The sequence below is a fragment of the Sporosarcina ureilytica genome (assembly GCF_001753205.1).
GTDB lineage: Bacteria > Bacillota > Bacilli > Bacillales_A > Planococcaceae > Sporosarcina > Sporosarcina ureilytica.
On the sequence record NZ_CP017560.1, the window covers coordinates 952659 to 979331 of the forward strand.

General features: G+C 39.8%; 26 protein-coding genes and 2 riboswitches. Of the genes, 22 read left to right on the plus strand and 4 right to left on the minus strand.

The annotated features are described in order from the left end of the window. Nucleotides 1–64 precede the first annotated feature (64 nt). The 13 genes from BI350_RS04805 (at nucleotide 65) to sufB (ending at nucleotide 12078) form a co-directional block, all read left to right on the plus strand. Entirely contained in the window at nucleotides 65–421 is a 357-nt protein-coding gene (locus BI350_RS04805; protein ID WP_211117170.1) for an arsenate reductase family protein, read from the plus strand. Nucleotides 422–874: 453 nt separating this feature from the next. Next, nucleotides 875–1255, plus strand: coding sequence for a glycine cleavage system protein GcvH (gcvH, locus tag BI350_RS04810; protein WP_075527080.1), 381 nt, complete (start codon nucleotides 875–877; stop codon nucleotides 1253–1255). A gap of 160 nt (nucleotides 1256–1415) precedes the next feature. Beyond that, nucleotides 1416–1820 (plus strand): toprim domain-containing protein, encoded by a 405-nt coding sequence (locus BI350_RS04815; protein ID WP_075527081.1) that lies wholly within the window; start codon nucleotides 1416–1418, stop codon nucleotides 1818–1820. Then, nucleotides 1768–2067 (plus strand): thioredoxin family protein, encoded by a 300-nt coding sequence (locus BI350_RS04820; protein ID WP_075527082.1) that lies wholly within the window; start codon nucleotides 1768–1770, stop codon nucleotides 2065–2067. The genes BI350_RS04815 and BI350_RS04820 overlap by 53 nt, the downstream gene beginning before the upstream one ends. 53 nt (nucleotides 2068–2120) lie before the next feature. After that, a riboswitch (SAM riboswitch) is annotated at nucleotides 2121–2225 on the plus strand. A gap of 175 nt (nucleotides 2226–2400) precedes the next feature. Then, nucleotides 2401–3426 (plus strand): methionine ABC transporter ATP-binding protein, encoded by a 1026-nt coding sequence (locus BI350_RS04825; RefSeq protein WP_075527083.1) that lies wholly within the window; start codon nucleotides 2401–2403, stop codon nucleotides 3424–3426. Beyond that, nucleotides 3419–4087 (plus strand): methionine ABC transporter permease, encoded by a 669-nt coding sequence (locus BI350_RS04830; protein ID WP_075527084.1) that lies wholly within the window; start codon nucleotides 3419–3421, stop codon nucleotides 4085–4087. The genes BI350_RS04825 and BI350_RS04830 overlap by 8 nt, the downstream gene beginning before the upstream one ends. A 64-nt stretch (nucleotides 4088–4151) precedes the next feature. Next, nucleotides 4152–4988 (plus strand): MetQ/NlpA family ABC transporter substrate-binding protein, encoded by an 837-nt coding sequence (locus BI350_RS04835; RefSeq protein WP_075527085.1) that lies wholly within the window; start codon nucleotides 4152–4154, stop codon nucleotides 4986–4988. Between the two features lie 422 nt (nucleotides 4989–5410). Further along, the gene (locus BI350_RS04840) at nucleotides 5411–6589 is read left to right on the plus strand and encodes a dicarboxylate/amino acid:cation symporter (RefSeq protein ID WP_075527086.1); all 1179 of its coding nucleotides are present in this window, start codon (nucleotides 5411–5413) and stop codon (nucleotides 6587–6589) included. A gap of 217 nt (nucleotides 6590–6806) precedes the next feature. Beyond that, on the plus strand, nucleotides 6807–7586 hold the full coding sequence (gene sufC, locus BI350_RS04845; protein ID WP_075527087.1) for a Fe-S cluster assembly ATPase SufC: 780 nt from the start codon (nucleotides 6807–6809) through the stop codon (nucleotides 7584–7586). 18 nt (nucleotides 7587–7604) lie between these two features. Next, entirely contained in the window at nucleotides 7605–8912 is a 1308-nt protein-coding gene (gene sufD, locus BI350_RS04850; RefSeq protein ID WP_075527088.1) for a Fe-S cluster assembly protein SufD, read from the plus strand. Next, nucleotides 8912–10141, plus strand: a complete 1230-nt coding sequence (locus BI350_RS04855; protein WP_075527089.1) for a cysteine desulfurase — start codon at nucleotides 8912–8914, stop codon at nucleotides 10139–10141. Before sufD ends, BI350_RS04855 begins: the two co-directional genes overlap by 1 nt. After that, on the plus strand, nucleotides 10131–10574 hold the full coding sequence (gene sufU, locus BI350_RS04860; protein WP_075527090.1) for a Fe-S cluster assembly sulfur transfer protein SufU: 444 nt from the start codon (nucleotides 10131–10133) through the stop codon (nucleotides 10572–10574). The genes BI350_RS04855 and sufU overlap by 11 nt, the downstream gene beginning before the upstream one ends. A gap of 106 nt (nucleotides 10575–10680) precedes the next feature. Beyond that, nucleotides 10681–12078, plus strand: a complete 1398-nt coding sequence (gene sufB, locus BI350_RS04865) for a Fe-S cluster assembly protein SufB (RefSeq protein ID WP_075527091.1) — start codon at nucleotides 10681–10683, stop codon at nucleotides 12076–12078. 70 nt (nucleotides 12079–12148) lie between these two features. Here the strand turns inward: sufB and BI350_RS04870 are convergent, their stop codons facing one another. Both BI350_RS04870 and guaD read right to left on the minus strand, forming a co-directional pair. After that, nucleotides 12149–13504 (minus strand): uracil-xanthine permease family protein, encoded by a 1356-nt coding sequence (locus BI350_RS04870; RefSeq protein ID WP_075527092.1) that lies wholly within the window; start codon nucleotides 13502–13504, stop codon nucleotides 12149–12151. Nucleotides 13505–13519: 15 nt separating this feature from the next. Then, nucleotides 13520–14908 (minus strand): guanine deaminase, encoded by a 1389-nt coding sequence (gene guaD / locus BI350_RS04875; protein ID WP_075527093.1) that lies wholly within the window; start codon nucleotides 14906–14908, stop codon nucleotides 13520–13522. Nucleotides 14909–15304: 396 nt separating this feature from the next. Here guaD and BI350_RS04880 point away from each other — a divergent pair, with 396 nt between their 5' ends. Then, nucleotides 15305–16471, plus strand: a complete 1167-nt coding sequence (locus BI350_RS04880) for a pyridoxal-phosphate-dependent aminotransferase family protein (protein WP_075527094.1) — start codon at nucleotides 15305–15307, stop codon at nucleotides 16469–16471. Nucleotides 16472–16562: 91 nt separating this feature from the next. Here the strand turns inward: BI350_RS04880 and BI350_RS04885 are convergent, their stop codons facing one another. Both BI350_RS04885 and BI350_RS04890 read right to left on the minus strand, forming a co-directional pair. Next, nucleotides 16563–17456 (minus strand): manganese catalase family protein, encoded by an 894-nt coding sequence (locus tag BI350_RS04885; RefSeq protein ID WP_075527095.1) that lies wholly within the window; start codon nucleotides 17454–17456, stop codon nucleotides 16563–16565. 34 nt (nucleotides 17457–17490) lie between these two features. Further along, nucleotides 17491–17712 carry a DUF2642 domain-containing protein gene (locus tag BI350_RS04890; protein ID WP_075527096.1) on the minus strand — a complete coding sequence of 74 codons (222 nt, stop codon included), beginning with the start codon at nucleotides 17710–17712 and terminating at the stop codon, nucleotides 17491–17493. Between the two features lie 373 nt (nucleotides 17713–18085). Here BI350_RS04890 and BI350_RS04895 point away from each other — a divergent pair, with 373 nt between their 5' ends. The 8 genes from BI350_RS04895 (at nucleotide 18086) to BI350_RS16595 (ending at nucleotide 26511) form a co-directional block, all read left to right on the plus strand. Beyond that, nucleotides 18086–18697 (plus strand): serine/threonine protein kinase, encoded by a 612-nt coding sequence (locus tag BI350_RS04895; RefSeq protein ID WP_075527097.1) that lies wholly within the window; start codon nucleotides 18086–18088, stop codon nucleotides 18695–18697. Nucleotides 18698–18833: 136 nt separating this feature from the next. Further along, complete coding sequence (locus BI350_RS04900) at nucleotides 18834–19697, plus strand: DUF72 domain-containing protein (protein ID WP_075527098.1); 864 nt, start codon at nucleotides 18834–18836, stop codon at nucleotides 19695–19697. Then, complete coding sequence (locus tag BI350_RS04905; RefSeq protein ID WP_075527099.1) at nucleotides 19697–20521, plus strand: sulfite exporter TauE/SafE family protein; 825 nt, start codon at nucleotides 19697–19699, stop codon at nucleotides 20519–20521. Before BI350_RS04900 ends, BI350_RS04905 begins: the two co-directional genes overlap by 1 nt. 8 nt (nucleotides 20522–20529) lie before the next feature. After that, complete coding sequence (locus BI350_RS04910; protein ID WP_075527100.1) at nucleotides 20530–21906, plus strand: bifunctional metallophosphatase/5'-nucleotidase; 1377 nt, start codon at nucleotides 20530–20532, stop codon at nucleotides 21904–21906. A 26-nt stretch (nucleotides 21907–21932) separates the two neighbouring features. After that, a complete protein-coding gene (gene yunB / locus BI350_RS04915) occupies nucleotides 21933–22718 on the plus strand; it encodes a sporulation protein YunB (RefSeq protein ID WP_075527101.1) in 786 nt (261 codons plus the stop codon). A gap of 56 nt (nucleotides 22719–22774) precedes the next feature. After that, nucleotides 22775–22955, plus strand: a riboswitch (Lysine riboswitch). A 143-nt stretch (nucleotides 22956–23098) separates the two neighbouring features. Next, nucleotides 23099–24697 (plus strand): Na+/H+ antiporter NhaC family protein, encoded by a 1599-nt coding sequence (locus BI350_RS04920; protein WP_075527102.1) that lies wholly within the window; start codon nucleotides 23099–23101, stop codon nucleotides 24695–24697. Nucleotides 24698–24858: 161 nt separating this feature from the next. Then, the gene (locus BI350_RS04925) at nucleotides 24859–26388 is read left to right on the plus strand and encodes a sodium-dependent transporter (RefSeq protein WP_075527103.1); all 1530 of its coding nucleotides are present in this window, start codon (nucleotides 24859–24861) and stop codon (nucleotides 26386–26388) included. 12 nt (nucleotides 26389–26400) lie between these two features. Beyond that, on the plus strand, nucleotides 26401–26511 hold the full coding sequence (locus tag BI350_RS16595; RefSeq protein ID WP_082294960.1) for a methionine/alanine import family NSS transporter small subunit: 111 nt from the start codon (nucleotides 26401–26403) through the stop codon (nucleotides 26509–26511). The last annotated feature ends 162 nt before the right edge of the window (nucleotides 26512–26673 follow it).

Below are 26673 nucleotides of genomic sequence, written 5' to 3' on the forward strand. Positions count from 1 at the left end.
AGACGAATTTCAAGGCGTCTGAAGGATTTTTTGGTATGATGAGAGCAATGGAGGGATGATATTTATGAAAATTACATATTACGGATATCCAAAATGCAGCACGTGTAGAAAAGCGAAGAAGTGGCTAACGGACAATGGCATTGACTTTGCCGAGGTGAATCTTGTAGAAACGCCGCCGACTGCAGAAACCTTACAAGAAATGATTGCTACTTCGGGACTCGACATTAAAAAGTTTTTCAATGTTAGTGGGAAAGTTTATCGTGAACAAAAATTGAAAGACAAGTTACCAACTCTGTCGGACGAAGAAAAAGTAGCTTTACTCGCTTCAAACGGTATGCTGATTAAAAGGCCAATTGTATTTGGCGATGGGAAAACCACGGTAGGTTTTAAAGAAGAAACGTTTGACGAAGTTTGGGGCTAATCGTTCCGAATTTCAAGTGAGGAAGTTATCTAATAAGTTAGTAGATTCACGAAGTAACCTTGTATTTTAGAGGAAACTATGGCATTATTGAAGAGACTGAATTAATTTTATAATTATTTATTATGGCACCAAACACGAATGTTATGGTATGTTTACCTCGGAAAGTTCGGTTGCTTGAAGCTATTTCCGTTAATTGCAGTGGAAGGAGTCTTCCCAGAATGGAAATGAAGGCTGTTCGGATTTTCCTGCAGTATGTATTGTTATGAAATTAATTCAATTAACTGAGTCAATTTCATAAATACCTAAAACCGCTAAGCTGATACAATATATAGTTGAGAACGGTTTAACTCTACAGAGGCAATTTCATAATTGCCCAAACTATAGATTGTATCGGCGCAGCGAAAAGATTGGATTATGAAATTGACTAAACTATGAATATTTGGAGGCTATGACATGAACACACCAAAAGAACTTAAGTATTCTGAAGAGCACGAATGGGTAAAAGACGAGGACGGTAAATACCGTATTGGTATCACGCACTTTGCACAGTCGGAGCTTGGCGATATCGTATTCGTTGAGCTTCCGGAAGAAGGCGATGATATTACTGCAGGCGAGCCGTTTGGTAGCGTAGAATCTGTTAAAACAGTTTCGGAATTATATGCGCCAATTAGCGGTAAAGTAGTAGAAGTGAACGAAGAGTTAGAAGATAGCCCAGAATTTGTAAACGAATCTCCATACGAGCAAGCATGGATGATTGTCGTTGAACCATCAGATGCATCAGAACTAGATTCACTCATGTCAGCTGAAGAATACGATAAAATGACAATTGAGTAATCAATGAAAAACTAAACGTTGGGAGAGATTCCTGACGTTTTTTTCATGCAACCATTCATGCATGAAATTTTGCGCATAAATGAGTATGATAAAGGTTATGAATGGAAAACTAAACATCATAGCGATTGAATAAGATGATGAACGAGGATGGAGGGATTGTGTGGGCCGACAAAAAGTGATTATCGTAGAAGGTAAAGCGGATCGCTTTCGGTTAAAACGGATCCTTGCTGAACCTGTTCAAATCATTTGTACATTTGGTACGATTAGTGAATATCATCTTGATGAATTGATGGAGCCTTACGAGACAAGCGAACTATTTGTTTTTGTAGATGCAGATGACACGGGGGAAAAAATCCGCACTTTATTCAAAAAAAACTTCCCTTGGGCAATCCATTTATATACGAATGAATTTTATAAAGAAGTAGAAACGACACCGTATGAACTATTGGCGGAACAATTGGAAGGCCATTTTAATATTCACCGAGAATTTTTACTGTATGAGGATGATGGTAATGGAGATATGGACACGCGAACAATGGGAAACGATGATGCAAAGTTCAAATAAAGCATTGTTTTATTTATATACGCCAATTTGTGGAACTTGTATGGTTGCCTCTAAAATGATGGAAGTCATTCATGCGATGAGGGAAAGCATACCGATGGGGAAGGCGGACTTGAATTATATTGAAGATTTGGCGGTCGATTATCAAATTGAAAGTGTGCCTTGTTTACTTATTGCGGAAGATGGTGTCATTAAAGAGAAAATCTATGCTTTCCAATCAGTTCCTCACTTGCTTGAAAAGATAGGTTGACAAAATTCGGCATTATGTGATAGATTATAGTTTATAATAAAAAAATAGTAAAACTCTTATTGAGAGCGGCGGAGGGAAGTGCCCTATGAAGCCCGGCAACCATCACATTTGTGAATTGGTGCCAATTCACGCAAAGCGATTGCTTTGGAAGATGAGAGAATGGACGAACGATTTTTAAGTAAACGTTAAGCCTTTCTACTCACTTGGTGGAAAGGCTTTTTAATTTACCGAAATGTAACATACTAAGTGAGAGACAGACTTTACTTCAAAACGCTTGTCGCAACTTTACAAGGCGTTTATGTAATTGGATTTTTAGATGAAGGTGGATAAAAGATGATACATTTGCATGAAGTTGTGAAGCAATATGGGACAGGCGCTAATCAGATTGTGGCTGTAGATGGCGTCACGCTTTCTGTTAAGGAAGGCGAAATATTTGGCATCATCGGTTATAGTGGTGCAGGAAAAAGTACGTTAATTCGTCTATTAAATGGGCTTGAAATGCCGACTGTTGGAACGGTTAAGGTTGGCGGATTAGAAATCTCCTCAACTAAAGGCAAGCAATTAAGAATGGCGCGTCAAAAAGTGAGTATGATTTTCCAACACTTCAACTTATTATGGTCAAGAACGGTGAAAGAAAATATTGCTTTCCCGCTTGAGATTTCGGGTGTTGCGAAAGTGGAACGAGAGAAAAAAGTAGCAGAATTAATTGAGTTGGTCGGTTTGAGCGGCCGTGAAAATGCTTATCCGTCTCAATTGTCAGGAGGGCAAAAGCAACGAGTAGGCATCGCGCGTGCACTTGCAAATGATCCGGAAGTATTACTTTGCGATGAAGCTACATCAGCGCTAGACCCGGAAACCACGGATGCCATCCTCGATTTATTGACAGGCATAAATAAACGTTTAGGGTTAACGATCGTTCTCATCACGCATGAAATGCATGTGATTCGTAAAATTTGTCATCGCGTAGCAGTCATGGAAGCAGGAAAAGTTGTTGAAATTGGCGATGTACTAGAAGTATTCCAAATGCCGAAAGAGCCGATTACGAAACGATTTGTGGCGCAATTGACGGAGCCTACTGATGCGAAAGAGGCAATTGAGCATATTGGAGAAGCGTTCCCGACAGGAAAACTAGTGAGGCTTGCTTTTGTTGGTGAAAGGACAGAGCAACCGCTTCTTGCAAGTCTTATCCGAAAGTTCAATATTGATGTAAATATTGTCCAAGGAAATATTTCACATACACAAGCAGGGGCATACGGTAGCCTCATTTTACAACTTGTTGGTGATGATAAAATCATCGAACAAGCGATTCGTTATCTTCACGAGCACGATGTTCAGACGGAGGTGATTGGTAATGATTGAAAACCTTTTACCAAACGTCGATTGGGATAAAATGTGGGAAGCAACTGTAGAAACACTTTATATGACTGTGATGTCAACGTTATTTACGTTTGTTATTGGATTAGCGCTCGGCGTCTTATTATTCTTATCAGGACCGGGACAGTTATGGTCAAATAAACTTGTCCATACGATTACTGGCGCCATTGTGAATATATTCCGATCCATTCCATTTATCATTTTAATTATATTATTGATTCCGTTTACGAAGTTCCTTCTTGGAACGATTCGCGGTCCGGAGGCCGCTTTACCGGCGTTAATTATAGGTGCGGCGCCATTTTACGGACGAATGGTATTGATTGCCCTTCAAGAAATTGATAAAGGTGTTATTGAAGCAGCGAAGTCAATGGGGGCAAAAACATCTACAATTATTTTTAAAGTGTTAATTCCGGAATCAATGCCAGCCCTCATCTCAGGAATTACAGTAACAGCGATTGCGCTAGTTGGATATACGGCGATGGCTGGTGTCATTGGCGCGGGCGGGCTCGGTACATTGGCCTTCCTGGACGGTTTCCAACGAAGTCGAGAAGATGTCGTTTGGGTGGCAACGATTTTAATTTTAATTGTCGTATTCATTATCCAAATCATTGGAGATTTGTCTGTGAGAAAATTAGATAAAAGATAATTATAGGGAATAATAGGCTTAGCCTATTCACCATATAGAAATAAGGAAAAGGGGAGTTCATACAATGAAAAAGTTTTTATCAGCAATTTTATTAGCGGCACTTGTTTTAACATTGGTCGCATGTGGTACGAAAAATGATGAAAAGACTAGCGGAAGTGAAAGTGATAAAGAATCTACATTAGTTGTAGGCGCTTCGAACACACCTCATGCAATTATACTTGAGAAAGCTCAACCGCTATTGAAAGAAAAAGGCGTTGAACTTGTGATTGAGCAATACACGGATTATGTGTTACCTAACAAAGATTTGGAGTCTGGCGATTTAGATGCTAACTATTTCCAACATATTCCTTTCCTAGAGTCGAATATTGCGGATCACGGTTATGATTTTGTCAATGCCGGTGGTATTCACATTGAGCCAATCGGCGTTTATTCAAAGAAATACGATTCCCTTGAAGACTTGCCGGAAGGTGCAACAATTTTAATGAGTAACTCTGTCGCAGACCACGGTCGTGTACTTGCAATGCTTGAAGCACAGGGTTTGATAAAGCTTGCTGAAGGTATTGATAAGACAAAAGCAGAAGTGAAGGACATCGTTGATAATCCGAAAAACATTCAATTCGATGCGAACTATGAAGCAGCATTATTGCCTCAGCTTTACAATAATGATGAAGGGGATGCCGTGCTCATCAACTCGAACTATGCGATTGACGCGGATTTAAATCCACTTAAAGATTCGATTGCGATTGAAGAGTCAGATTCACCATACGTGAATATTATTGCGGTACGTAAAGGTGATGAAGATAAAGAAGAGGTTAAAGCTCTGATTGAAGTACTGAGATCAAAGGAAATACAGGACTTTATTCTTGAAGAATGGGAAGGTATCGTTGTTCCTGTAAAATAAGTTTTAAAACTAAAGCGTCACTTCCAAGCGAAGTGGCGCTTTAACTTATTATAAGAGAATAATTAAATGACGTAGGATTCAATTGATATGTTTCTTTGGAATTGCATAAGATGAAATCATGTACATATGGGAGGGGTGTGAGAAAAGGGCTAGGGGGTACCTTTCTAATTAAGAGTAACTACCCTGGGCGCGGTTTTGGGAAAGGATTGATGGCGTAACTTCCTCGTTCGTGATACAGGGTTTTTTAAATGTTATTATTAGTGAAGTAATGGTGAAGTGTCTGGTAGGCGAACGCTTTCAGGTAATAACCTTTCAATGTTCGCTTATTGGGGTTTGAATAATAGGTATAAAGTATGTTTATTTCTTCAAATATATATGTTAATCTTATATTCAAATAGTTAGAAAATAAAGGGGGAATTGATTTGAAATTACGAATCGGCCTTATCGGAAGAATTATCATTGCGATAGCACTAGCGGTTGGTCTTGGGTTATTGTTACCGGGGATTCACGAAGGGTTTGCGAAATGGTTTGTTAGGCTATTCGCAACATTTAATATGTTGTTTGGCGGTTTCTTGAATTTTGTTGTTCCATTAATTATCATTGGGTTCATTGCACCGGGAATTGCTAAGCTTGGAAAAGGATCAGGAAAACTACTAGGTCTTGCAACTGTATTTGCTTATGCATCTACAATCTTCGCTGGTATTATGGCATTTATTGCTGCAACGGCGTTCTTGCCTGGTTTCATTGGAAATGTTACAGGCGACAATATCGGGGATGCAGCAAGAGAAGCAGGGACAGCATTTTTTGAGCTTGAAATGCCACCGATTATGGGTGTAATGGCTGCACTTCTCATTGCATTTTTATTCGGAATTGGAATGGCTTCCATCGGTAGTAAAACGATGTTACCCGTTTTCGAGGAATTGCAAATGCTTATTGAAAAAGTGATTTCCTATGTAATTATTCCATTACTACCTGTCCATATTTTAGGGATTTTCCTGAATATGACCTATACAGGAGAAGTTGGAAAAGTACTTTCTGTCTTCGCAGTTGTTTTTATTATGATTATTATTCTTCATATACTCATGCTTACAATTCAATATACAATTGCTGGTGCGATGTCGAAAAAGAATCCTTTCTTTTTAATGAAAACAATGTCTCCAGCTTATTTTACAGCAATAGGAACGCAATCTTCAGCTGCAACGATTCCGGTTACTTTAAGACAAGCACGTAAAACAGGTGCATCCGATAAAGTAACGGACTTTACAATTCCGCTATTCGCAACGATTCATCTTTCGGGGAGTACGATTACACTTGTATCTTGTTCAATTGGTGTCTTATTGATGAATGGCATGCCAGTTAGTTTTGTAGAGTATTTACCATTTATTTTAATGCTAGGCGTCACAATGATTGCAGCACCTGGTGTACCGGGCGGGGCTGTAATGGCTGCAGTAGGCCTATTAAGTTCTATGCTTGGATTTAGCGAAGCAATGGTTGCTTTAATGATTGCACTCTATATGGCACAAGATAGTTTCGGAACTGCAACGAACGTTACTGGTGACGGTGCGATTGCGATTATGGTTGATAAATTTACAAAAAAATAGAGAATTCAAGAAATGCTTTTTCTCAATGACTAATAGTCAATTGAGAAAAAGCATTTCTTTTGCTATACTAGGATTGATAAGCGGGGAATTACGAGTAAGCCGTTTGGAATGTGTTTAATTCAAACATTTGCAAGGGGACCGTTTATAGGATAAGATTAGAATTATACTAAATTGAGAATGGCTATCCATTCGCATTTATCATATTGGAGGTATAGGAATGGCAACTTTAGAAATAAAAGGCCTTCACGTTGAAATCGAAGGCAAGGAAATTTTGAAAGGCGTCGATTTGACGATTAATACAAACGAGATCCATGCAATCATGGGTCCGAACGGTACAGGAAAGTCAACTCTCGCGCAAGCGATTATGGGTCACCCTAGATATGAAATCACTTCAGGTTCAGTCACATTAGATGGTGAAGATGTACTGGAAATGGAAGTAGACGAGCGTGCGAATGCTGGTTTATTCCTAGCGATGCAATATCCAAGTGAAGTAGCTGGTGTTACAAACGCAGACTTCTTACGTTCAGCAATTAACGCAAAACGTGAAGAAGGCGACGAAATTCCACTTATGGGCTTCATTCGTGAGTTAGATGCGAAAATGGATACACTCGAAATGCACGAAGATATGGCAACACGTTATTTAAACGAAGGATTCTCAGGTGGAGAGAAAAAGCGTAACGAAATTCTTCAGTTAATGATGTTAAAGCCCAAGTTTGCAATCCTAGATGAAATCGACTCCGGTTTAGACATTGACGCACTTCGCATCGTATCTAAAGGTGTTAACGAAATGCGCGGAGAAAACTTTGGTTGCTTAATCATTACACACTATCAGCGCCTACTTGACTACATTACACCGGATCACGTACACGTAATGATGCAAGGTAAAGTTGTGAAATCAGGTGGTCCTGAGTTAGCGCAAAAACTTGAAGCTGAAGGGTACGACTGGTTACACCAAGAACTTGGTATTGAAGCAGAAACTGCAGAGCAAGAAGCATAAGAAAGGGGACAATTCAAAATGACGGTTGAAACAAAATTGGCATTGACCGAACAGGATGTCCGTTCCTTTTCAGAAAAGATGAATGAAGCAGCGTGGATGACAGATTTCCGTGCAGACGCATTTGCGAAATTGGAACAACTCCCTATGCCTAAACCAGATAAAACAAGGATTGATCGTTGGAACTTTACAGAATTCCCTATCCATTCGGTAGACGGAACTGTATATTCCACACTAAATGAACTACCTGAAGAAGTACGCGCACTCTTGAGTGAAGATAAAGAAAATAACGTTTACGTTCAACATAATAATACACCTGCATTCACTTCAATTTCAGAAGATTTAAAAGCAAAAGGTGTTATTGTCACAGACATGTTCACAGCAACTCGCGAACATGAAGAGCTGTTGAAGAAATATTATATGACGGACGGCGTAAAAGTAGACGAGCATAAGCTGACGGCTTTAAATGCTGCATGTATGAACGGTGGCGTATTCGTCTATGTACCGAAAAATGTCGTTGTCGAAGAACCAATTCAAGCAGTGTTTTTCCATGACAATGAACAAGCGTCTTTATTCAACCACGTTATCGTTGTTGCAGAGGCAAACAGTTCATTAACATATATCGAAAACTATATGTCTACAGTAACTGAAGCTAAAGGACAAGCGAATATTGTAGCTGAAGTATTTACTGGCGACAATGCGCAAGTAACATTTGGTGCTGTGGATGTATTGCCAACAGGCTTTACAACATTCGTTAGCCGTCGTGGTGTAACTGGAAGAGATAGCCAGTTAAACTGGGCGCTTGGGCTAATGAACGACAGTGACACAATTGCTGAGAATATTACTCACCTAATTGGTGACGGTTCTCATAGTGATTTGAAAACAGTTGTTGTAGGTCGCGGAAAACAACGTCAAAACTTCACAACTGAAATTATTAGTTACGGTAAAAATACAAACGGTATGATTTTAAAGCACGCCGTTGTAAAAGACGAGTCAACAGTAATCTTTAACGGTATCGGTAAAATTGAAAAAGGCGGCATCGGTTCCAATGCTGAGCAAGAGTCACGTATGTTAATTCTAAATGACCGCGCACGTGCAGATGCTAACCCAATTTTACTCATAAGAGAAGATGAAGTAACAGCAGGTCATGCGGCAACGGTTGGACGTGTAGATCCACTTCAAATGTTCTACTTAATGAGCCGTGGAATTTCAAAAGAAGAAGCAGAACGCCTCATCATTCACGGTTTCCTTGCACCAGTCGTATCTGAATTAGCATCAGATGGTGTGAAGAAGCTGTTGACGGAGGTTATTGAAAGGAAAGTGCGCTAATGCTTAACAAAGACATACGCAATCATTTTCCAATATTAAACCAAGAGATAAACGGGCATCCGCTCGTTTATCTCGATAGTGCGGCAACATCGCAAAAGCCACAGCAAGTGATTGATGCGATTAGCCACTATTATACGTATGAAAACTCGAACGTTCATCGCGGTGTACACACGCTTGGTAACCGTGCAACAGAAGCTTATGAAGGCGCACGTGAAAAAGTCCGTCGTTTCGTTAACGCAAAGTCTACGAAGGAAATTATTTTCACGCGCGGTACAACAACGGCTTTAAACCTAGTCGCACAAAGTTACGGGCAAGCGAATGTACAAGAGGGCGATGAAATCGTCATTACACATATGGAACATCACTCGAATATTATTCCGTGGCAGCAACTTGCAAGAGCAAAAGGAGCTACACTGAATTATATTGACTTAGAAGCGGACGGTACGATTTCGTTAGAAAAAGTTCGTGAAGTCATTACGGATCGGACTAAAATAGTCGCAATTATGCATGTTTCAAACGTACTTGGTACGATTAACCCGATTCAAGAAATTACAGAAATAGCACATGCACATGGTGCAGTAATGGTCGTTGACGGAGCACAAGCTGCGCCGCATATTAAAGTAGATGTGGAAGCACTAGACTGTGACTTCTATGCATTTTCCGGACATAAAATGGGTGCGCCGACTGGTATCGGTGTCCTTTATGGGAAAAAACGTTTACTTGAAAATATGGAGCCAGTAGAGTTTGGCGGCGAAATGATTGATTTTGTCGGACTGCAAGAATCGACTTGGAAAGAACTGCCTTGGAAGTTTGAAGGTGGGACGCCGATTATTGCAGGCGCAGTAGGACTTGGTGCAGCGATCGATTTCCTCGAAGAAATTGGTCTAGACAATATCGAACGTCACGAACACGAACTTGCCGCATATGCGCTTGAACGTTTTAAAGACGTTGAAGGATTGACCATTTACGGACCAATGAATGCCGACGAGCGTGCCGGCGTCATTACATTTAACCTAGAAGGTGTTCATCCGCATGACTTAGCAACTGTATTGGACATGAATGGAATTGCTGTGAGAGCAGGTCACCATTGTGCTCAACCGCTCATGAAGTGGTTAGATGTTTCATCGACAGCAAGAGCAAGTTTCTATGTTTACAATACAAAAGAAGATGTTGATCGTCTCGTAGATGGACTCCGGACTGCAAAGGAGTATTTCAGCGATGTCGTCTAGAAATCTTGACCAACTATATCGTTCAGTTATCATGGATCATTACAAGACGCCAAGAAACAAAGGCGTTCTTGATGAGAGCAGTGTCACGGTCGATATGAACAACCCGACCTGTGGTGATGTGATCCATTTAACGATGCAAGTTGAAGAGGGAACAGTAAAAGCTGCGAAGTTTGAAGGTGAAGGTTGCTCGATTTCCATGGCATCTGCGTCAATGATGACGCAAATGCTGAAAGGGAAAACTGAGGCAGAAGCGTTACAACTCGCAGATACAATTTCAGAAATGATGCTTGGTAATGATTACGACACTTCTATCGATTTAGGAGACATTGAAGCACTTTCAGGTGTGGCAAAGTTTCCAGCCCGCATTAAATGCGCAACGCTTGCATGGAAGGCAATGGAAAAAGGAATCGGAGAAGAAGAGTCTGAGGAATAAACGATTTGTTTGAAAAGTGCTATCGTCTATTCAGTTGGAGCTAACGGAATGGGCGATGCTCTCTATACCTTTTCAAGCGTATATTATATGAACGGAGGAATAATCAATGGCTAAAAAAATGCCTGAAATCGGCGAATATAAATACGGTTTCCATGATGAAGACGTCTCGGTGTTTCGTTCTGAACGTGGACTAACACGTGCAATCGTCGAAGAAATTTCATCTATGAAAGAAGAGCCACAGTGGATGCTCGACTACCGTTTAAAGTCATTAGAGCTATTTTACGAAATGCCTATGCCGCAATGGGGTGGAGATTTAAGTGCGCTTAACTTTGATGAAATCACCTATTACGTAAAAGCTTCTGATGCAACTGAACGTTCATGGGATGAAGTTCCAGAAGAAATTAAACGCACATTTGATAAACTAGGAATTCCTGAAGCAGAACAAAAGTATTTAGCAGGGGTTTCTGCACAATACGAATCTGAAGTTGTTTACCACAACATGAAATCAGAATTAGAAGATCAAGGGATTATCTTTAAAGATACAGATACTGCGCTTCAAGAAAACGAAGAAATATTTAAAAAGTATTGGGGTACGGTCATCCCGAACTCTGACAACAAATTTGCTGCATTGAACTCAGCAGTTTGGTCAGGTGGTTCATTCATTTACGTACCACCAGGTGTGAAAGTAGAATCCCCACTACAAGCGTATTTCCGTATTAACTCGGAAAACATGGGACAATTCGAACGTACAATGATCATCGTTGACGAAGGCGCAAGCGTTCACTACGTTGAAGGATGTACAGCACCAATTTTCACAACGAACTCACTTCACAGTGCCGTTGTAGAAATTATCGTAAAAGAAAATGGTTATTGCCGTTATACGACAATCCAAAACTGGGCGAACAACGTTTACAACCTCGTTACGAAACGTGCAGTTGTAGATGCGCACGGTACGATGGAATGGATTGACGGAAATATCGGTTCAAAAGTGACAATGAAATACCCAGCAGTTCTCCTTCGCGGAGAAGGTGCACGCGGTATGACATTATCCATTGCCCTTTCAGGTAAAGGCCAAACACAAGACGCTGGTGCGAAAATGATGCACTTAGCACCGAATACATCGTCCACAATCGTTTCTAAATCGATTTCTCACGGCGGTGGAGTTGGAACATACCGTGGAATTGTACACTTCGGACGTAGAGCAGACGGCGCTAGCTCAAACATTGAGTGTGACGCGCTACTAATGGATGACATCTCCATTTCCGACACAATTCCATACAACGAAATCCTAAACGACAACATTTCACTTCAGCACGAGGCAAGCGTTTCTAAAGTATCTGAAGATCAGCTCTTCTACTTAATGAGCCGCGGTGTTCCAGAGCTAGAAGCAATCGAAATGATTGTTCTCGGTTTCATCGAGCCATTCACAAAAGAACTACCGATGGAATACGCGGTAGAAATGAACCGCTTGATTAAATTCGAGATGGAAGGTTCTATTGGATAATACAACAAACCCCGTCATAACAAAGTTTATGACGGGGTTGTTTTTTTATAGATTTGAAAGCGTGCCGACTTTATCTCTCAACTATTTTATTTGTATTCGGTAATATAATGTGTAATAAAATGGCTGCAATGGATGCTGTTGCGATTGATGAACCGAATAAATATTGAATGAATGTAGGCAATGAATATAAAAAGTCTGCCGGGATTAATGCAAGTGCCAATGCTAAAATCATTGGGATTGCGATAATATACATTTCTTTCTCGGTAATTTTTACTCTCTTAATCACCTGTAATCCATTGATTGAAATGATTCCACAAATGATAATAAATACGCCTCCAATTACAGCAGCGGGAATGGATGAAATAAGCGCAGCTAATTTACCAGATAAACCAAATATAAAAAACCAAATACCAACTGCGATGAATACTCGTCGACTTGCAACGCCAGTAATGGAAATAATACCAGCATTCGTTGAATAACCTGTTACAGGTGTAGAACCGGCCATAGTAGCTACCACACAACCAATACCTTCACCAATTACACCATTATTAATGTTTTTGTCTGTCAGCGGTTTTTGGATGACATCACTAATGGCAAACCATGTACCTGTCGTCTCCGCCATTAAAACAATATAAATGATGATCATTGTTAAAATGGCCGAAAAATTAAAGGTAAATCCAAAATCAACAAAAGGGATTTGTGGTAAACTAAACCAGCTAGCTTTGCTTACTGCTGATAAATCTAAGATCCCCATAGAATTAGAAGCAATACAACCAGCTATTAAAGCAATAATTACGGATGTTATTCGGAAAGTGCCCCCGCGTTTACGGAGAATCGAACCTAACATGACACATAAAATTAATACACCACCTGTGATTAATGCCAAAATGATATTTTGACTCGTCGTTGCACCGGCACCGTTATAAATATTATTGTTTAGCGCAACAGGCATTAAAGAAAGCCCGACAACGAAAATAATTGTACCTCCAACGATTGGTGGAATAAAGATTTTTACAATTTTATTAAAAACACCAGTAAATCCAAGGATAATGACTAGAATACCACCAATCAGACTAGCCCCAAGGACCGAACTCCATCCTAATTCTCCGCCCCCACTTGCAGCGTATATCCCAATAATTGCACCGATTGGGACGTAAGATGGACCTTGTGCCATTGGTAGTTTCATACAAAAATGGGTTTGAATGATTGTTGCGACTCCAGCTGCGATAAAAGTTGCTTGAATTAAAGCGGAAGATTGATCGGCATGTAAACCAATTAACATGGCGATAAGAAATGGAACAACATAAACATCCATCGCTACAACATGTTGTAATCCTAGAATGGCTGAACGGCCGAAGGATACCTTTTCATCTGGACCTACGGTTAAACTTTGATTTGTATCAGTTGTATTTGCTTTAGTACTCACGTTTTACACCTCAGATTATTTTTGTTTGCTATGAACCTTTTCACCTTGAACCCATACTTCGCGAATATGCTCTGGACGAGTTAAGTACATGATTTTTTGGAAAATATCAATCAACTCATCCCCATTGAAAATAGGAAGTGGGATTGTTGTATGTTTCGTATCAACGATTTGCACGTCCCACGTATAATTTTCTTGAATCTTTCCAATCGGTAAGCTTAAACTTTCCCCGCCGCCAGCGGTTGCGAAGTAGAAGGCTTCATTAATGGTAATACGTGAATTTTCTAGACCGCGTTCTTGTGAAGGTAATGATGGATCCACACCGTCTTCTAACATTCTTGAAGTGATGACGGATTGGCGAATATTGTCATATAGACTAGGTGAGAAGCCGCCTGAAATATCTGACCCTAACCCGATTTCAATTCCTTTTTCACTAAAATTCTTTAACGGAAGTGCACTATTCGCAAAATATGCATTTGAAATTGGGCAATGTGCGATTGCAGTGCCGGTCTCTTTAAATAAATCTTGGTCGTTCTCTTCTAAGAAGTTACAATGCGCCATCACTGACTTATCTTGTAATAAACCAAAATCATGCAAGGCAAAGGCATCGTTTTTTCCAAAACGTTCTTTAACATATCCATGTGCCCAATCACTCTCGCTACAATGTGATTGAATATGCGTATCATATTTAGCCGCAAGTTCCCCTAACCCTTTTAAAGCTTCATCCGTACAACTAGGAATAAATCTTGGTGTCACAACAGGGTACACACCTTGTTTGACGTTTTTAGCTAATTCTTTAACCGCAATAATAAAATCTTCAGTATCTGTTAATGCACTAGCAGTATTTTGATCACGATAGAATGCTGGATTTTGACTTGTGTCATCCATCACAACTTTACCGACCAGTCCACGTTGCCCTTTATCTGCACAAATTTGTGCAAGTAATATACTTGCTTCTTTATGAACCGTAGCAAAATAGAGTGCTGTTGTTGTTCCGTTTGCTAGCAGTTGATTTACGACTTGCTCATAGACTTCTTTGGCAAATTGAATATCAGAGAACTTAGCTTCGATTGGAAAAGTATACGTATTTAACCAATCATAAAGCGGCAAATCTAAAGCTGTTCCTGTTTGTGCCCATTGTGGCGCATGAACATGTAGGTCAATGAAACCGGGTAGGAGAAATTGCCCTTCATCTAAACGGTGAAAATTTTTGTTATTTTGATGGGCGGTAACAAAACTTTCGTAATCGGAATTAGTAGGGGAGATTATTTTTTCAATCATACCGTCTGAATTTACGCAAAAAATATGGTCATTCAAGATAGTAACTTCCTTGGATGATTTACTTGTAAATGCAGTTCCTTGGAAAATAAGCGAATAATCGATCAAAGTATACACCTCAATGTTCATTTTTAATTAATATATTGGCTATTATAATAACTAATTACGGAAAAGTCTACATGAAAAGCGAACGATGTGAAAAAAGTTAGGAAATGGCAATCAAGTATGCGTTTACATTAATTAGCCGGTAATACTTGTGGAACCTGTCCAATGAGATAAAGATAAAAGAGTGAAGTAAAAGCTCATATAAGCGGAATATTCCATCGTCTGTATGCGAGGATTTACTATCTAATGAAAGAAAATAGGGGAATGGAAAAGAAGCCGCTCATGCTTGTATAGATACCTACATAAAATATGCTTTATTTCAAAGAACTTTGTAAATTTTGTCTTGAGCGCTTCAATGTGAAGAAAATCAGAATAATGCTACACTAGTAGATAGAAATGATTTTAGGGGGGGGCTAAATAATGCGAAACAAAGATATGTTGCTGATTCCTGGACCAACGCCAGTGATTGATTCGATTTATGATGCGATGGCACAGGAAACACGTAGTCATACCGATAGCAGGTTTACTAAAATTTATAAAGAAGCCATTGAGATGACCAGAGAAATGTTTCAAACAGACGGGGAAGTCTTCGTAGTTTCAGGTTCGGGAACATTGGCGATGGAGATGGCACTTGTCAATACAGTTGCAGCGGGCGAAAAGATTCTAGTCATTAGCCAAGGTTATTTCGGCGACCGTTTTATTAAACTAGGCGAAGCTTTTGGCATAGATGTAGAAGTTCTCCAATCTGAGTGGGGTAAGCAAGTAACTCCGACTGAAGTCGAAGCGAAGCTTGCAACAGGTACATTTAAAGCAGTAACAATCACGCACGCAGACACATCGACGGGCGTTGTTGCTGATTTAGATGCGCTCGTGCCAATTATTAAAGAGCGAGGAGCACTTATTATTTTGGATGGCGTCGTTGCGACAGCTGCAATTGAAGAAGATATGAGCAAAATATATGGTCATCCAGACTATAAAATTGATGTGATTTTAACAGGTTCGCAAAAAGCAATTGGTGTACCACCGGGTCTCGCAATTGTTGCATTCAATAAAACGGCTCTAGCAGCTCGTGAACAAATTGAACGCGTGCCTGCTTATTACGCAGATATTTATAACTGGATTCCAATTATGCATGACCCGGGTAAATACTTTGCAACCCCGCCTGTGAACTTAATTTATGCATATCATGAAGGGATGCGCTTCGTTTTAGACGAAGGCATGGAAAAGCGTTATAAACGTCATACGGCATATGGAAAGGCCGTGCGAGCTGGATTAGCAGCTTATGGGATGCAAGCGTTAGCAGAAGAATCTGTCGCCGCTTCTACATTAAGTTGTATTTTATATCCAGATGGTGTTGACGATGCATCATTCCGCGCTGCAATGGCTGAAAAAGGTGTGATTTTAGCGGGTGCACTTGCTCATCTAGGCGGGAAGGCATTCCGCATCGGACATATGGGCAATACCACTGCTGAAATGCTTGAAAAAGCAGTTGATTTAATTGGTGAAACATTGAACGAAATGGGTCATCAGGTTGATCGAGCAAAAGCACGAGCGCAATTTAAGGCTCAATTAGAAATCACAGTATAATATATTTCTTGCATTAAGCCTTATGTTCACTTGAAAATGAAAAGACGACCTATCCAAATTCTTGGTAGGTCGCTCTTTTGGTTATTCTTTATCAAAGATTCGATAATAACCGTTTGGCAATTTGTTGATACTCATCCGGACCGATTCCAGGTGCGAACTCTTCAGGGAGGTCTTCAAGTTCTGGGATATCGTATCCTTTAGGCATCCCTTCCTGAACGTATAGAGCATCACCGCTAGATGGGTTAGTTCCCTTCCAAATTTGACGGATGTCATTATATTCGCCCGTATCATTCCAAGTAAATAACACATTCCCGTGTCCGCGTTCTTCATATTTTCTTGCAGTATCGAAGGCGCGATTATCTAAGCTAGGGATTGGAAGCATTTTTGTTAAATCAGTGCCCGTTGCCATTTCGAGCGCTTTCGCATAGGCAAGAATATGAGTACCTCCTCGAACGAGAAGATAGCCAATCATTTCTCTGGCTGTAGGGTGATCGGTCATTTCATAAACGCGCATTTTGTGTGTTCTTGCTCCACACTCGAGGAAAAAATTGTGTAATAGATCGAGTACTAAATTTCCACTAGAAAAAACATAATCTCCGCGCCATGGTTGGCCCATGGAATCTCCCGGCATTGAAGTTTGAGCAGTTGCGATGAAGCTATATGAATTTCGCTTATTTTTAGCATCTTGTAGAGGGGTTAAATTAGGATCTGCAGTGAAGGAAGTTCCTTTATTGACGATATTAATGGTATTTGAGACGAGTTCTACATGGCCAAATTCCTCAGCTGTAATACTGGCAACTAAATCATAAAAAGGCCTTAATTTTCCTTTTTGTCTAAAGTTAAATGATTGGTACATATAATTATTTAATGTTGACATTTCACCGAACTTACCCCCTAACAGCTCTTGAACGACTGAAGCTGCATTCGCATCTCCATATTCAGGAACGGGTAAATCGATTGGTAGTTTTTTAACTCGTTTGATCAATGGATGATTTCTCTCCTTCCATAAAGAGGTTCATTCATGCTTCCGTTATCCATACAATCTCTTGTATTCGAACATAAAATGGTGTGTCACTTACTTCAATGACAACATGATCTGGACTAACTGAGTGTAATAGGCCTTGTAAAGGATTTTTCGTCGTATTAATTACAACCCATTTACCTCTAAAGCCGAGTAGCCTTTGATATAAGTAGGAATCAACGATACTGACTAAACCGACTTCTGTTTGCTTTCCGCTCATCTCATTTCCACCTTTCACATTAATCATCTAACAGTATGGATTAGAGGAAGAATTTATGATTATATTGAGGGATATTGTCTCTCATGTATTGAAACGAATTAGTTACACAAAATATTAACACGATGATGAAAATAATTGACTCTGCATCAAGTAGCATCTATACTTTACCCAATATCATAATTACGCAACTTTCTTTAAGGGGAGTAGCTACACAGCAAAGTCGTCAGTACAGGGCCAAGTCCCTCGGTTTTGTTGGCAACACCCGTTGTTTGCGAGACCTTACCGTTTATTTGGTGAGGCTTTTTTTGAAGCGTAGTAACCAAATATCGGTTACTGCGCTTCTTTTAATTTCTATAACATTGGAGGTCGAACCTTGAATATTTATCAAGCGCTAGCTAGAACAGTTGCTGTTGACAGGAAAAATCGTCTAATACGTCATGGCAACTCATTGAAGCTTGTTGGCAAAGGCAGAAGTGCATTTGTGTTTAGAATAAAGTCATCGAATAAAGTCATTAAAATATTTTTCCCTGAATTTGCTCATATCGCAAAAGAAGAGATGGCAATTTATCGTCTTCTACAAAATATCCCTTATTATCCGACCATTTATGACGCAGGGGCGAATTATATAGTGATTGATTATATTGAAGGGCTAACCCTTTTTGAATGCGTAGCAAAGGGGAAAATCATAACACCACTTCATATGAAAGAAATTGATTACGCGCTGGAATTGGCCACTGAACAAGGATTAAATCCTTCTGATATTCACTTGCGCAACATTTTCATTACGAAGGATGGCGATATCAAAATCATTGATGTTGCACGTTATAGACAACAAAAAACCTGTGTGCAGTGGCAACATTTTAAAAGAGCGTACGAACAGCTTTATCGAAAACAATTCTTTCCAAAGAAGATTGCTACATCCTATTTGAATGGCATCGCTTTTCTTTATAAAAAGGGGATTATTCCTACCTATCGAACGAATTGAAATGATCTTCCGAAAGATTGAGCGTACAATCCTTTCATTTAGTTTACGTCTTGCATGGTATTAAGCATTTTCTGAAAAAATAGTAGAATCTATGATAGGATAAGAGTATTCCTTTTCTAAGTAAGGGGCTGAGAAGATGATACAAATCGGGTTGACCGGTTGGGGAGATCATCCGGATCTTGCTCATCCGAATTCGACCGGGAAAGATAAATTAGGAGATTATACGGCCCATTTTCCAATCGTTGAATTAGATTCTACTTTTTATGCGATACAGCCGGAGCGAAATATTCAAAGGTGGATACGGAATACGCCGGACAACTTTCAATTTATCGTAAAGGCGTATCAAGGGATAACAGGACATCACCGTGGGGAATTGCCGTTTGAATCGGAAGAAGAGATGTACCAATTATTTATTCAATCTATTCGACCATTAGTAGAGGCGGGGAAGTTGGCGATGGTGCTCGTGCAGTTTCCACCTTGGTTTGATTGTGTGAAAGAACATGTGGATGAAATCCGTACAATATGCGAGAAGCTAAATGGCTTTGACATCGCGATCGAGTTTAGGCACCAATCGTGGTATTCACCGCCCTATAAAAGAAAAACGATTGATTTTTTACGCGAATTAAATGTGATCCACACTGTCTGTGATGAACCCCAAGCCGGGGAAGGGAGCATCCCCCTCGTGCCTATATCTACAAGGGCTGACAAGGTGCTCTTTCGCTTGCATGGTCGGAATATATACGGTTGGCGCAACACCTCAGGAGACGATAAATCATGGCGTACTGTGCGCTATTTATATGATTACAATACGGAAGAATTAGAAGAATTTGAAGCCGTTACACAAAAATTAGCTGCTGAAACAGAGGAAGTATTTGTTGTTTTTAATAATAACTCTGGGAAACATGCAGCACAAAATGCAAAACAATTTCAACAACAACTAAACATTACATATGATAATTTAGCTTCACAGCAGCTGAGTTTGTTCGAGGGGGATTGGTGATGGAGTATTTACTGTTAGCATTAATTGGATTGAGCGCGGGGGTAATCGGGGCCCTTGTAGGTCTTGGGGGCGGCATTATCCTCGTTCCCGCCACGCTTTTTATCGGCATTAATTTAGGTTGGATTGATGGGATTACACCTCAAACGGTCGTTGGACTATCCGTTGTTATGATGATTTTTACAGGACTTGGATCAACGTTATCTTATATGAAAAAGAAAACGGTCGACTTTAAAAGTGGGGCCATCTTTTTCGCAGGGAGCGCACCTGGAACGTTAATTGGCGCGTTTGTGAATAAACAGTTAGATTTGCCATCATTTAATTTGTATTTTGGTATATTGCTCATTATTTTAGCGACACTTTTATTAGTAAGAGATTATTTAAAGCCAGTACAGTGGTTTGTTAAGCGTGGTAAAACGAGGACATTTACAGATATTCACGGAACAGAACATACTTACGGATATCCTATTTGGTTTGCATTACTGTTAACCTTTGGTGTTGGCTTTGCATCCGGTTTATTCGGCATCGGCGGCGGTTCAATTATTGTTCCAGCGATGATTTTATTGTTTTTATTCCCACCGCATGTCGCGGTAGGCACGTCGATGTTTATGGTTTTTTTATCTGCAATTGTTAATTCTATTACACATATTTCTCTCGGTAACGTTCCTTGGCTCTATACAATCCCTGTCATTCCGGCAGCGTATTTTGGTGCGAAAATCGGGGCATATTTAAATAATAAAATGAAATCTGAAACGCTTGTCTTTGCGTTACGTATCATTCTACTTCTATTAGGTGTACGGTCAATTGTTGATGGAATTTGGGGGTAGATTATTAGATGGAAACAATCCATATTTTGCATACAAATGACATTCATAGTCATTTTGAATATTGGCCACAAATTCATCGTTTACTTGTGGATAAAAGGAAAGAACTAATCGCAAGTGGGGATGCTGTTTTTCTCTTCGATATCGGCGACCACGTAGACCGCTCACACCCTTTTACAGAAGGTACAAATGGGAAAGGGAATGTTCAACTATTAAATAAAGCGGGTTATGATGCGGTGACGATAGGGAATAACGAAGGAATCACGATGTCAAAAGCTGCGTTAGATGACCTTTATGAAGATGCACAGTTTGATGTGATTGTTGGGAATTTATTTAATACTAATGATGAACTTCCGTACTGGGCAAATTCGTCTACCATTTATACGACTGCAAAAGGAACGAAAATCGGCGTCATTGGCGCAACTGCTTATTACAAACAGTTTTATGAAACGTTGGATTGGAAAATTACCCCTTCACGGGATCAACTCTTAAATGAAGCAGAGAAGCTTGTGGGCAAAACGGATGTGATTATTTGTTTATCCCATTTAGGGCTTCCAGAAGATCAATTGCTAGCTGCGGAATGTCCGCATATCGATGTTATTTTAGGCGCCCATACACATCATATTTTACCGGAGGGCGAGTATGTGAACAATTCATTACTCGCGGCGACGGGAAAGTTTGGTGATTTTGTTGGTCATGTGACCGTGCAATTCAACGATAAGAAAAAACAGGTTATCGATAAGCATGCGAGCCTTTATCGCTCAGCAGAATTACCTGTTTTGGAAGAAGATGTTGAGGAAATAACGAAGTATATAGACGTTGGAAAAAAAGCGCTAGAGGAAAAAATGTTTTATAATGCGATGGATTTGAAGCAAAATCTCTTTGGAACGAGTGAATTATCCTCTTATTTTGGTAGAGCATTAATTGATTATACCGACGCGGATTGCGCGTTATTTAATGCGGGCATCTTTTTAGGAAGTTTGGAAAAAGGATGGATCACAAAAGGAGATATGCACCGAATTTTGCCACATCCGATTAATGTCTGTACGCTTGAATTAACCGGCGATCAATTGCTCGACGTCTATGAGCAATCGTTAAACGAAGAGTTGGCGCAAATTGAAGTGAAAGGATTAGGATTTCGTGGTACTTTGATGGGGGCAATTCTTCATGAGAGACTGTATAGGAACCGCTGGGGTACGCTTTTCGCGGGAAACAAGGAAGTTGTGCCCGAAGAAACGTATACACTTGCAACGTTAGATATGTTTACGTTTGGCTTTTTCTTTCCATTGTTTAAAGAGTTAGAAAAAGAATATTATATGCCTGATTTAATTCGAGATGTTTTAGCAAAGTACGGACAAAATAATGGTGAATCAACGACTCTTCCTTAGCATATGTTATAACGGGAGGAGTCGTTTTGAAATTTCAAAAACCAATAAAACGAAGAGGAATCTATCGGCGAAAAAGAAAGTTGTTGCCGTTTATTTTCCTTGCTGTGATTATAGCGGTTGTGTATTTTTTTTACTATGTCAATCAAAAACTCACTCCAATATACATCGGTTATGCTGAAGTTCAAACCGAGAAAATCGCAAATCACGTTATCAGTGAAGCGATTACGGAACGAATCGCGAATGTCCTTGATGTGAATGATGTTATCCAACACGTACCAACGGGCGAAAGTTCGGATCAAGTGATTGCGAAATATAATACAGAAGTGATCAATCGAATACTTGCGGATGTTCGTACAACTGTCGATGAAAACTTAGATGAAATTGAAAAAGGCAATATTGATATATTACCGTTAGATGACGATATAGAATATGATGCGGAGCAAATGCAAGCGCAAGGGGGCGTTGTCTTTTTTGTATCCCTAGGGCAAGTGACGAATTTACCGCTTCTCGGTAATCTTGGGCCAAGAATTCCGATTCGCTTTCATGTGATTGGGGATGCCCATGCAACTGTTGTGCCTTATATTAAGGAGTTTGGTATTAATAATGCGTATGTTGAAGTGAACATTGTACTTACAGTGCAAGTTAAAATTATTGTCCCCCTTGCTACAAAGACTTCAATCGTTGAACAAACAGTCCCGATTGCGATTGGACTTGTACAAGGTCCGGTACCGCAAGTTTACAGTACTGGGGATGGAGCGATGAAACCGAATGTGGATGTTGAAGTTCCACTGAAGCCTGAATTAAAAGAATAAAATGCACTTGATGTTCTTAAAAAAATTTGATATAATCACTTTTACAAAGAAAATAACGATAGGGTAGAGGCTGCATTACTTATCAGTAGTACATGGAAGTGTGACAACGATGATCATGTGTGAAAGGGAGTTTTGCCGAAGTCTGATGAATTTGTCAAAAATCATCAGGTTGGGGTTATTCTGAATAAGAATAACACTGTCATACAGCATATTTGCTGATGATGAGCTACAAATCGGACGTGAGATAAGCATTTATATTTATCAAACAGACGAAAAGTAGAGTAAGCCGGCTTCCCGTAACACATTCAATTGTGCGACGAGTAGCTGGCTTTTTAATTACCTAAAAACCCCTCATCCCCAATCAATTGGAGGAATTTAGAATGATAGGAACTTGGGTTTCAATAGTCCCGCCAATAATAGCGATTGTGATGGTGCTTCTGACAAGACGCGTTTTATTATCACTTGGATCTGGTATTGTAGCGGGTGCATTAATTGTTGCTGCGTTTTCACCAGCGAAAACATTCATCGAATTATGGGAGTCTGTCACAGTCTCATTTTGGGATTGGGGCAGCAGTGCCATTAACACAGATAATATTAATATTATGTTGTTTATCTTATTACTTGGTGTCATTACAGCTTTTGTTAGTGTATCTGGCGGAAGCAGGGCATTTGCAGAATGGGCAATCCGCCATGTGAAAACGAAGCGAGGCGCAAAACTTTTAACAGTCGCTTTAGGAATTGCCATTTTCGTAGATGACTATTTTAACTCACTTGCAGTTGGTCAAATTTCTCGACCAATCACAGATCAACATAAGGTTTCGCGAGCAAAGCTTGCTTATTTTATTGACTCCACGTCAGCGCCTGTTTGTGTTGTATCTCCTATTTCTAGTTGGGGCGCATATTTAATCGGGTTGCTCGGTATTATGTTTACAGGTGCTGCGGCGGTTACTTATTCGCCATTATCTGCATTTCTCTTAATGGCGCCAATGAACTTTTACGTTGTATCAACGCTAGCATTAGTATTTTTCTTTGCTTGGACGAATGTCGACTTTTTTGAAATGAAAAAACATGAAGACCGTGCGGAAAAAGCAGGTCAATTATACGATCCTGATAAAGAAATTCCGGGTCAATTAAAAGAAGATTTTCCCGTGCATGCGTATGGTAAAGTGCGTGATCTTGCAGCGCCAATCGTAACACTGATTGCAATGACGTTACTCATGATGGTATGGACGGGTTATCAAGCAAGTGTTGCAGATGGGATTGCTGTTTCGATTTGGTCAATCTTTGAGAATACAAATGTTCCATTCTCTTTAGTGATTGGTGGATTAATTGGAGCTGGATTAGCGGCAGTTTTATATATGTTGCAATTTAAAAATAATGAGACCGCAAATGCATCTTTAATGGGGCAAGCCTTTATGAGTGGCGTAAAGGCGATGATGCCAGCGGTACTTATTCTAATTTTAGCATGGGGCTTAACTGATTTAATTGATAAGTTAGATACTGGAATTTATTTATCTAATGTTGTGATGCAAGCAAATATACCGGTTGCATTCTTGCCAGCGATCATGTTTGTACTTGCTGGACTCATGGCGTTTTCAACGGGTACATCATGGGGATCATTTGGAATCTTATTGCCGATTGCGGGTAAAATTATGCTAGATGCTTCCCCAGAAATGCTACTCCCTGCATTGGCGGCAGTGCTTGCAGGAGCGGTATTTGGAGACCATTGTTCACCGATTTCAGATACAACAATCTTATCTTCTACAGGTGCCGGATGTAATCATATGGACCATGTATCTACTCAACTTCCATATGCGCTACTAAGTGCTGGAATTACAACGGTCGGGTATTTAGTTCTAGGTTTAACAGGATCTATATGGATTGGTTTATTGTCGGTTATTGTCATATTAATTATATTGTTTTCGGTTTGGACAATGCGTGCAAAGAGCGAGAAAGTCGCGTTACATCAATCAATTTAACCCTAAGAGAAGTGATGGTGTTCATCACTTCTTTTTTTGTCGAAAAAAATAGTGGGTATATAAAAAATGTTTTGACAATAGCATAGTAGAAAGATATAATTAATTTGCGTGTTGGTTTTGAATTTTCAGAGAAAATAAGAAAAAGAAAAGGAGGAAAATTCATGTCACAACGTTCACAATGGGGGACTCGAGCAGGGTTTATTATGGCGGCTGTTGGATCTGCGGTAGGACTTGGTAATATTTGGCGATTTCCTTATGTAGCCTATGAAAATGGCGGCGGTGCATTTTTTATCCCTTATTTATTTGCATTATTAACTGCAGGCATTCCGATTTTAATTATGGAATTTACAATCGGTCATAAGTATCGCGGTTCCGCACCACTTTCGTTTTTTAGAATGTCAGGCAAAAAAGCTGAATGGCTTGGTTGGTGGGGTGTTTTCGTCTCTTTTGTTATTTCAACCTATTATTCTGTCATTATTGCCTGGGCAATGAAGTATACGATTTATTCGTTTAATCTGTCTTGGGGTACAGATACAGCTGGATTCTTGTTTGGGGATGTACTTAACCTAGCAGACACTCCTGGAGTAGTGGGAGGCTACGTTCCTGGCGTGCTTATTCCTTTACTACTTGTATGGGCAATCGTTTTTATCATTCTATTAGCGGGGGTACAGCGTGGAATTGAGCTCGCAAACCGAATATTTATCCCGATGTTAGTCATTGTGTTTTTAATGGTCGTTATACGAGCGGTCACACTTGATGGCGCAATTCTTGGATTAGATGCATTCTTTAAACCCGATTTAAGTAAACTAACCAATCCAACCGTCTGGGTAGCGGCATATGGACATATTTTCTTTAGTTTATCTATCGCGTTTGCAATTATGATTACGTATTCTAGTTACTTACCGAAAAAATCCGATATTACGAATAACGCTTTTATTACAGGATTTGCAAATTCAGGTTTTGAATTATTGGCGGGTATTGGGGTTTTCGCAGCACTCGGTTTTATGGCAAGTCAAGCAGATGTTGCTGTATCAGAAGTTGCTTCGGCGGGAGTAGGACTCGCATTTGTTGTCTTCCCAGAAATTGTTAATCAGATGCCTGGATTGAACGGCTTATTTGGCTTCTTATTCTTCTTATCACTCGTATTAGCCGGAATTACTTCACTCATTTCAATTTGTGAGACGTATATTGCTGGACTTTCGGATAAGTTTAATATTTCTAGAAACAAGTCTGTTCTTTTCGGGGCTGGTCTTGCTGCAATTGTTTCTACATTATTTGCAACACGAGGAGGATTATTTTTCCTTGATGCAGCGGATTATTTCATCAACCAATTTGGAGTCGCAGCAATTGGCTTAATAGAAGTTATCCTTATTGCATGGGCATTTAGAAAGCTTGGCGTATTTGAAAACCATGCAAACGCGATATCTGATATTCGTATAGGTGCGTGGTGGCAAATTTGTTTGAAATTTATTACACCGTTAGTCCTGGGGTATATGATGTTTGGTTTATTCCGTACGAACTTATCAAAACTTCACGAGACTGATAATGGAAACTATGAAGGATACTCGGATACATTTATTCTGTTTGGAGGATGGTCTGTCGCATTAGGTGCGTTAGTATTGGCGGTCTTATTCACACTATCCAAATGGAAACCAAATACAATTGAAACTTCGGATTATGAAGAAGACTAAGGGGGATTCGAAATGAGTGGAGGAGCAATTTTAATGATGGTTGTTGGGATCCTCGTTATTTGGGGAGGATTAGCAGCAAGCATTGTCAATGCAGTTTCGAAATCGAGGAAAAATTCAGCTTAGTATATTTTATTTTTAAAAAAATTTAACGGGCTGTAGATGGCGTCGAATTATGATGAAATCTACAGTTCTTTGTATTCCCGCAATTCTCTGTACTTGTCGGATTCCCAGTGATTGAGGTTGTTTGAACCATGTAATTGTGATACATTTACGGTAGTCAAGATA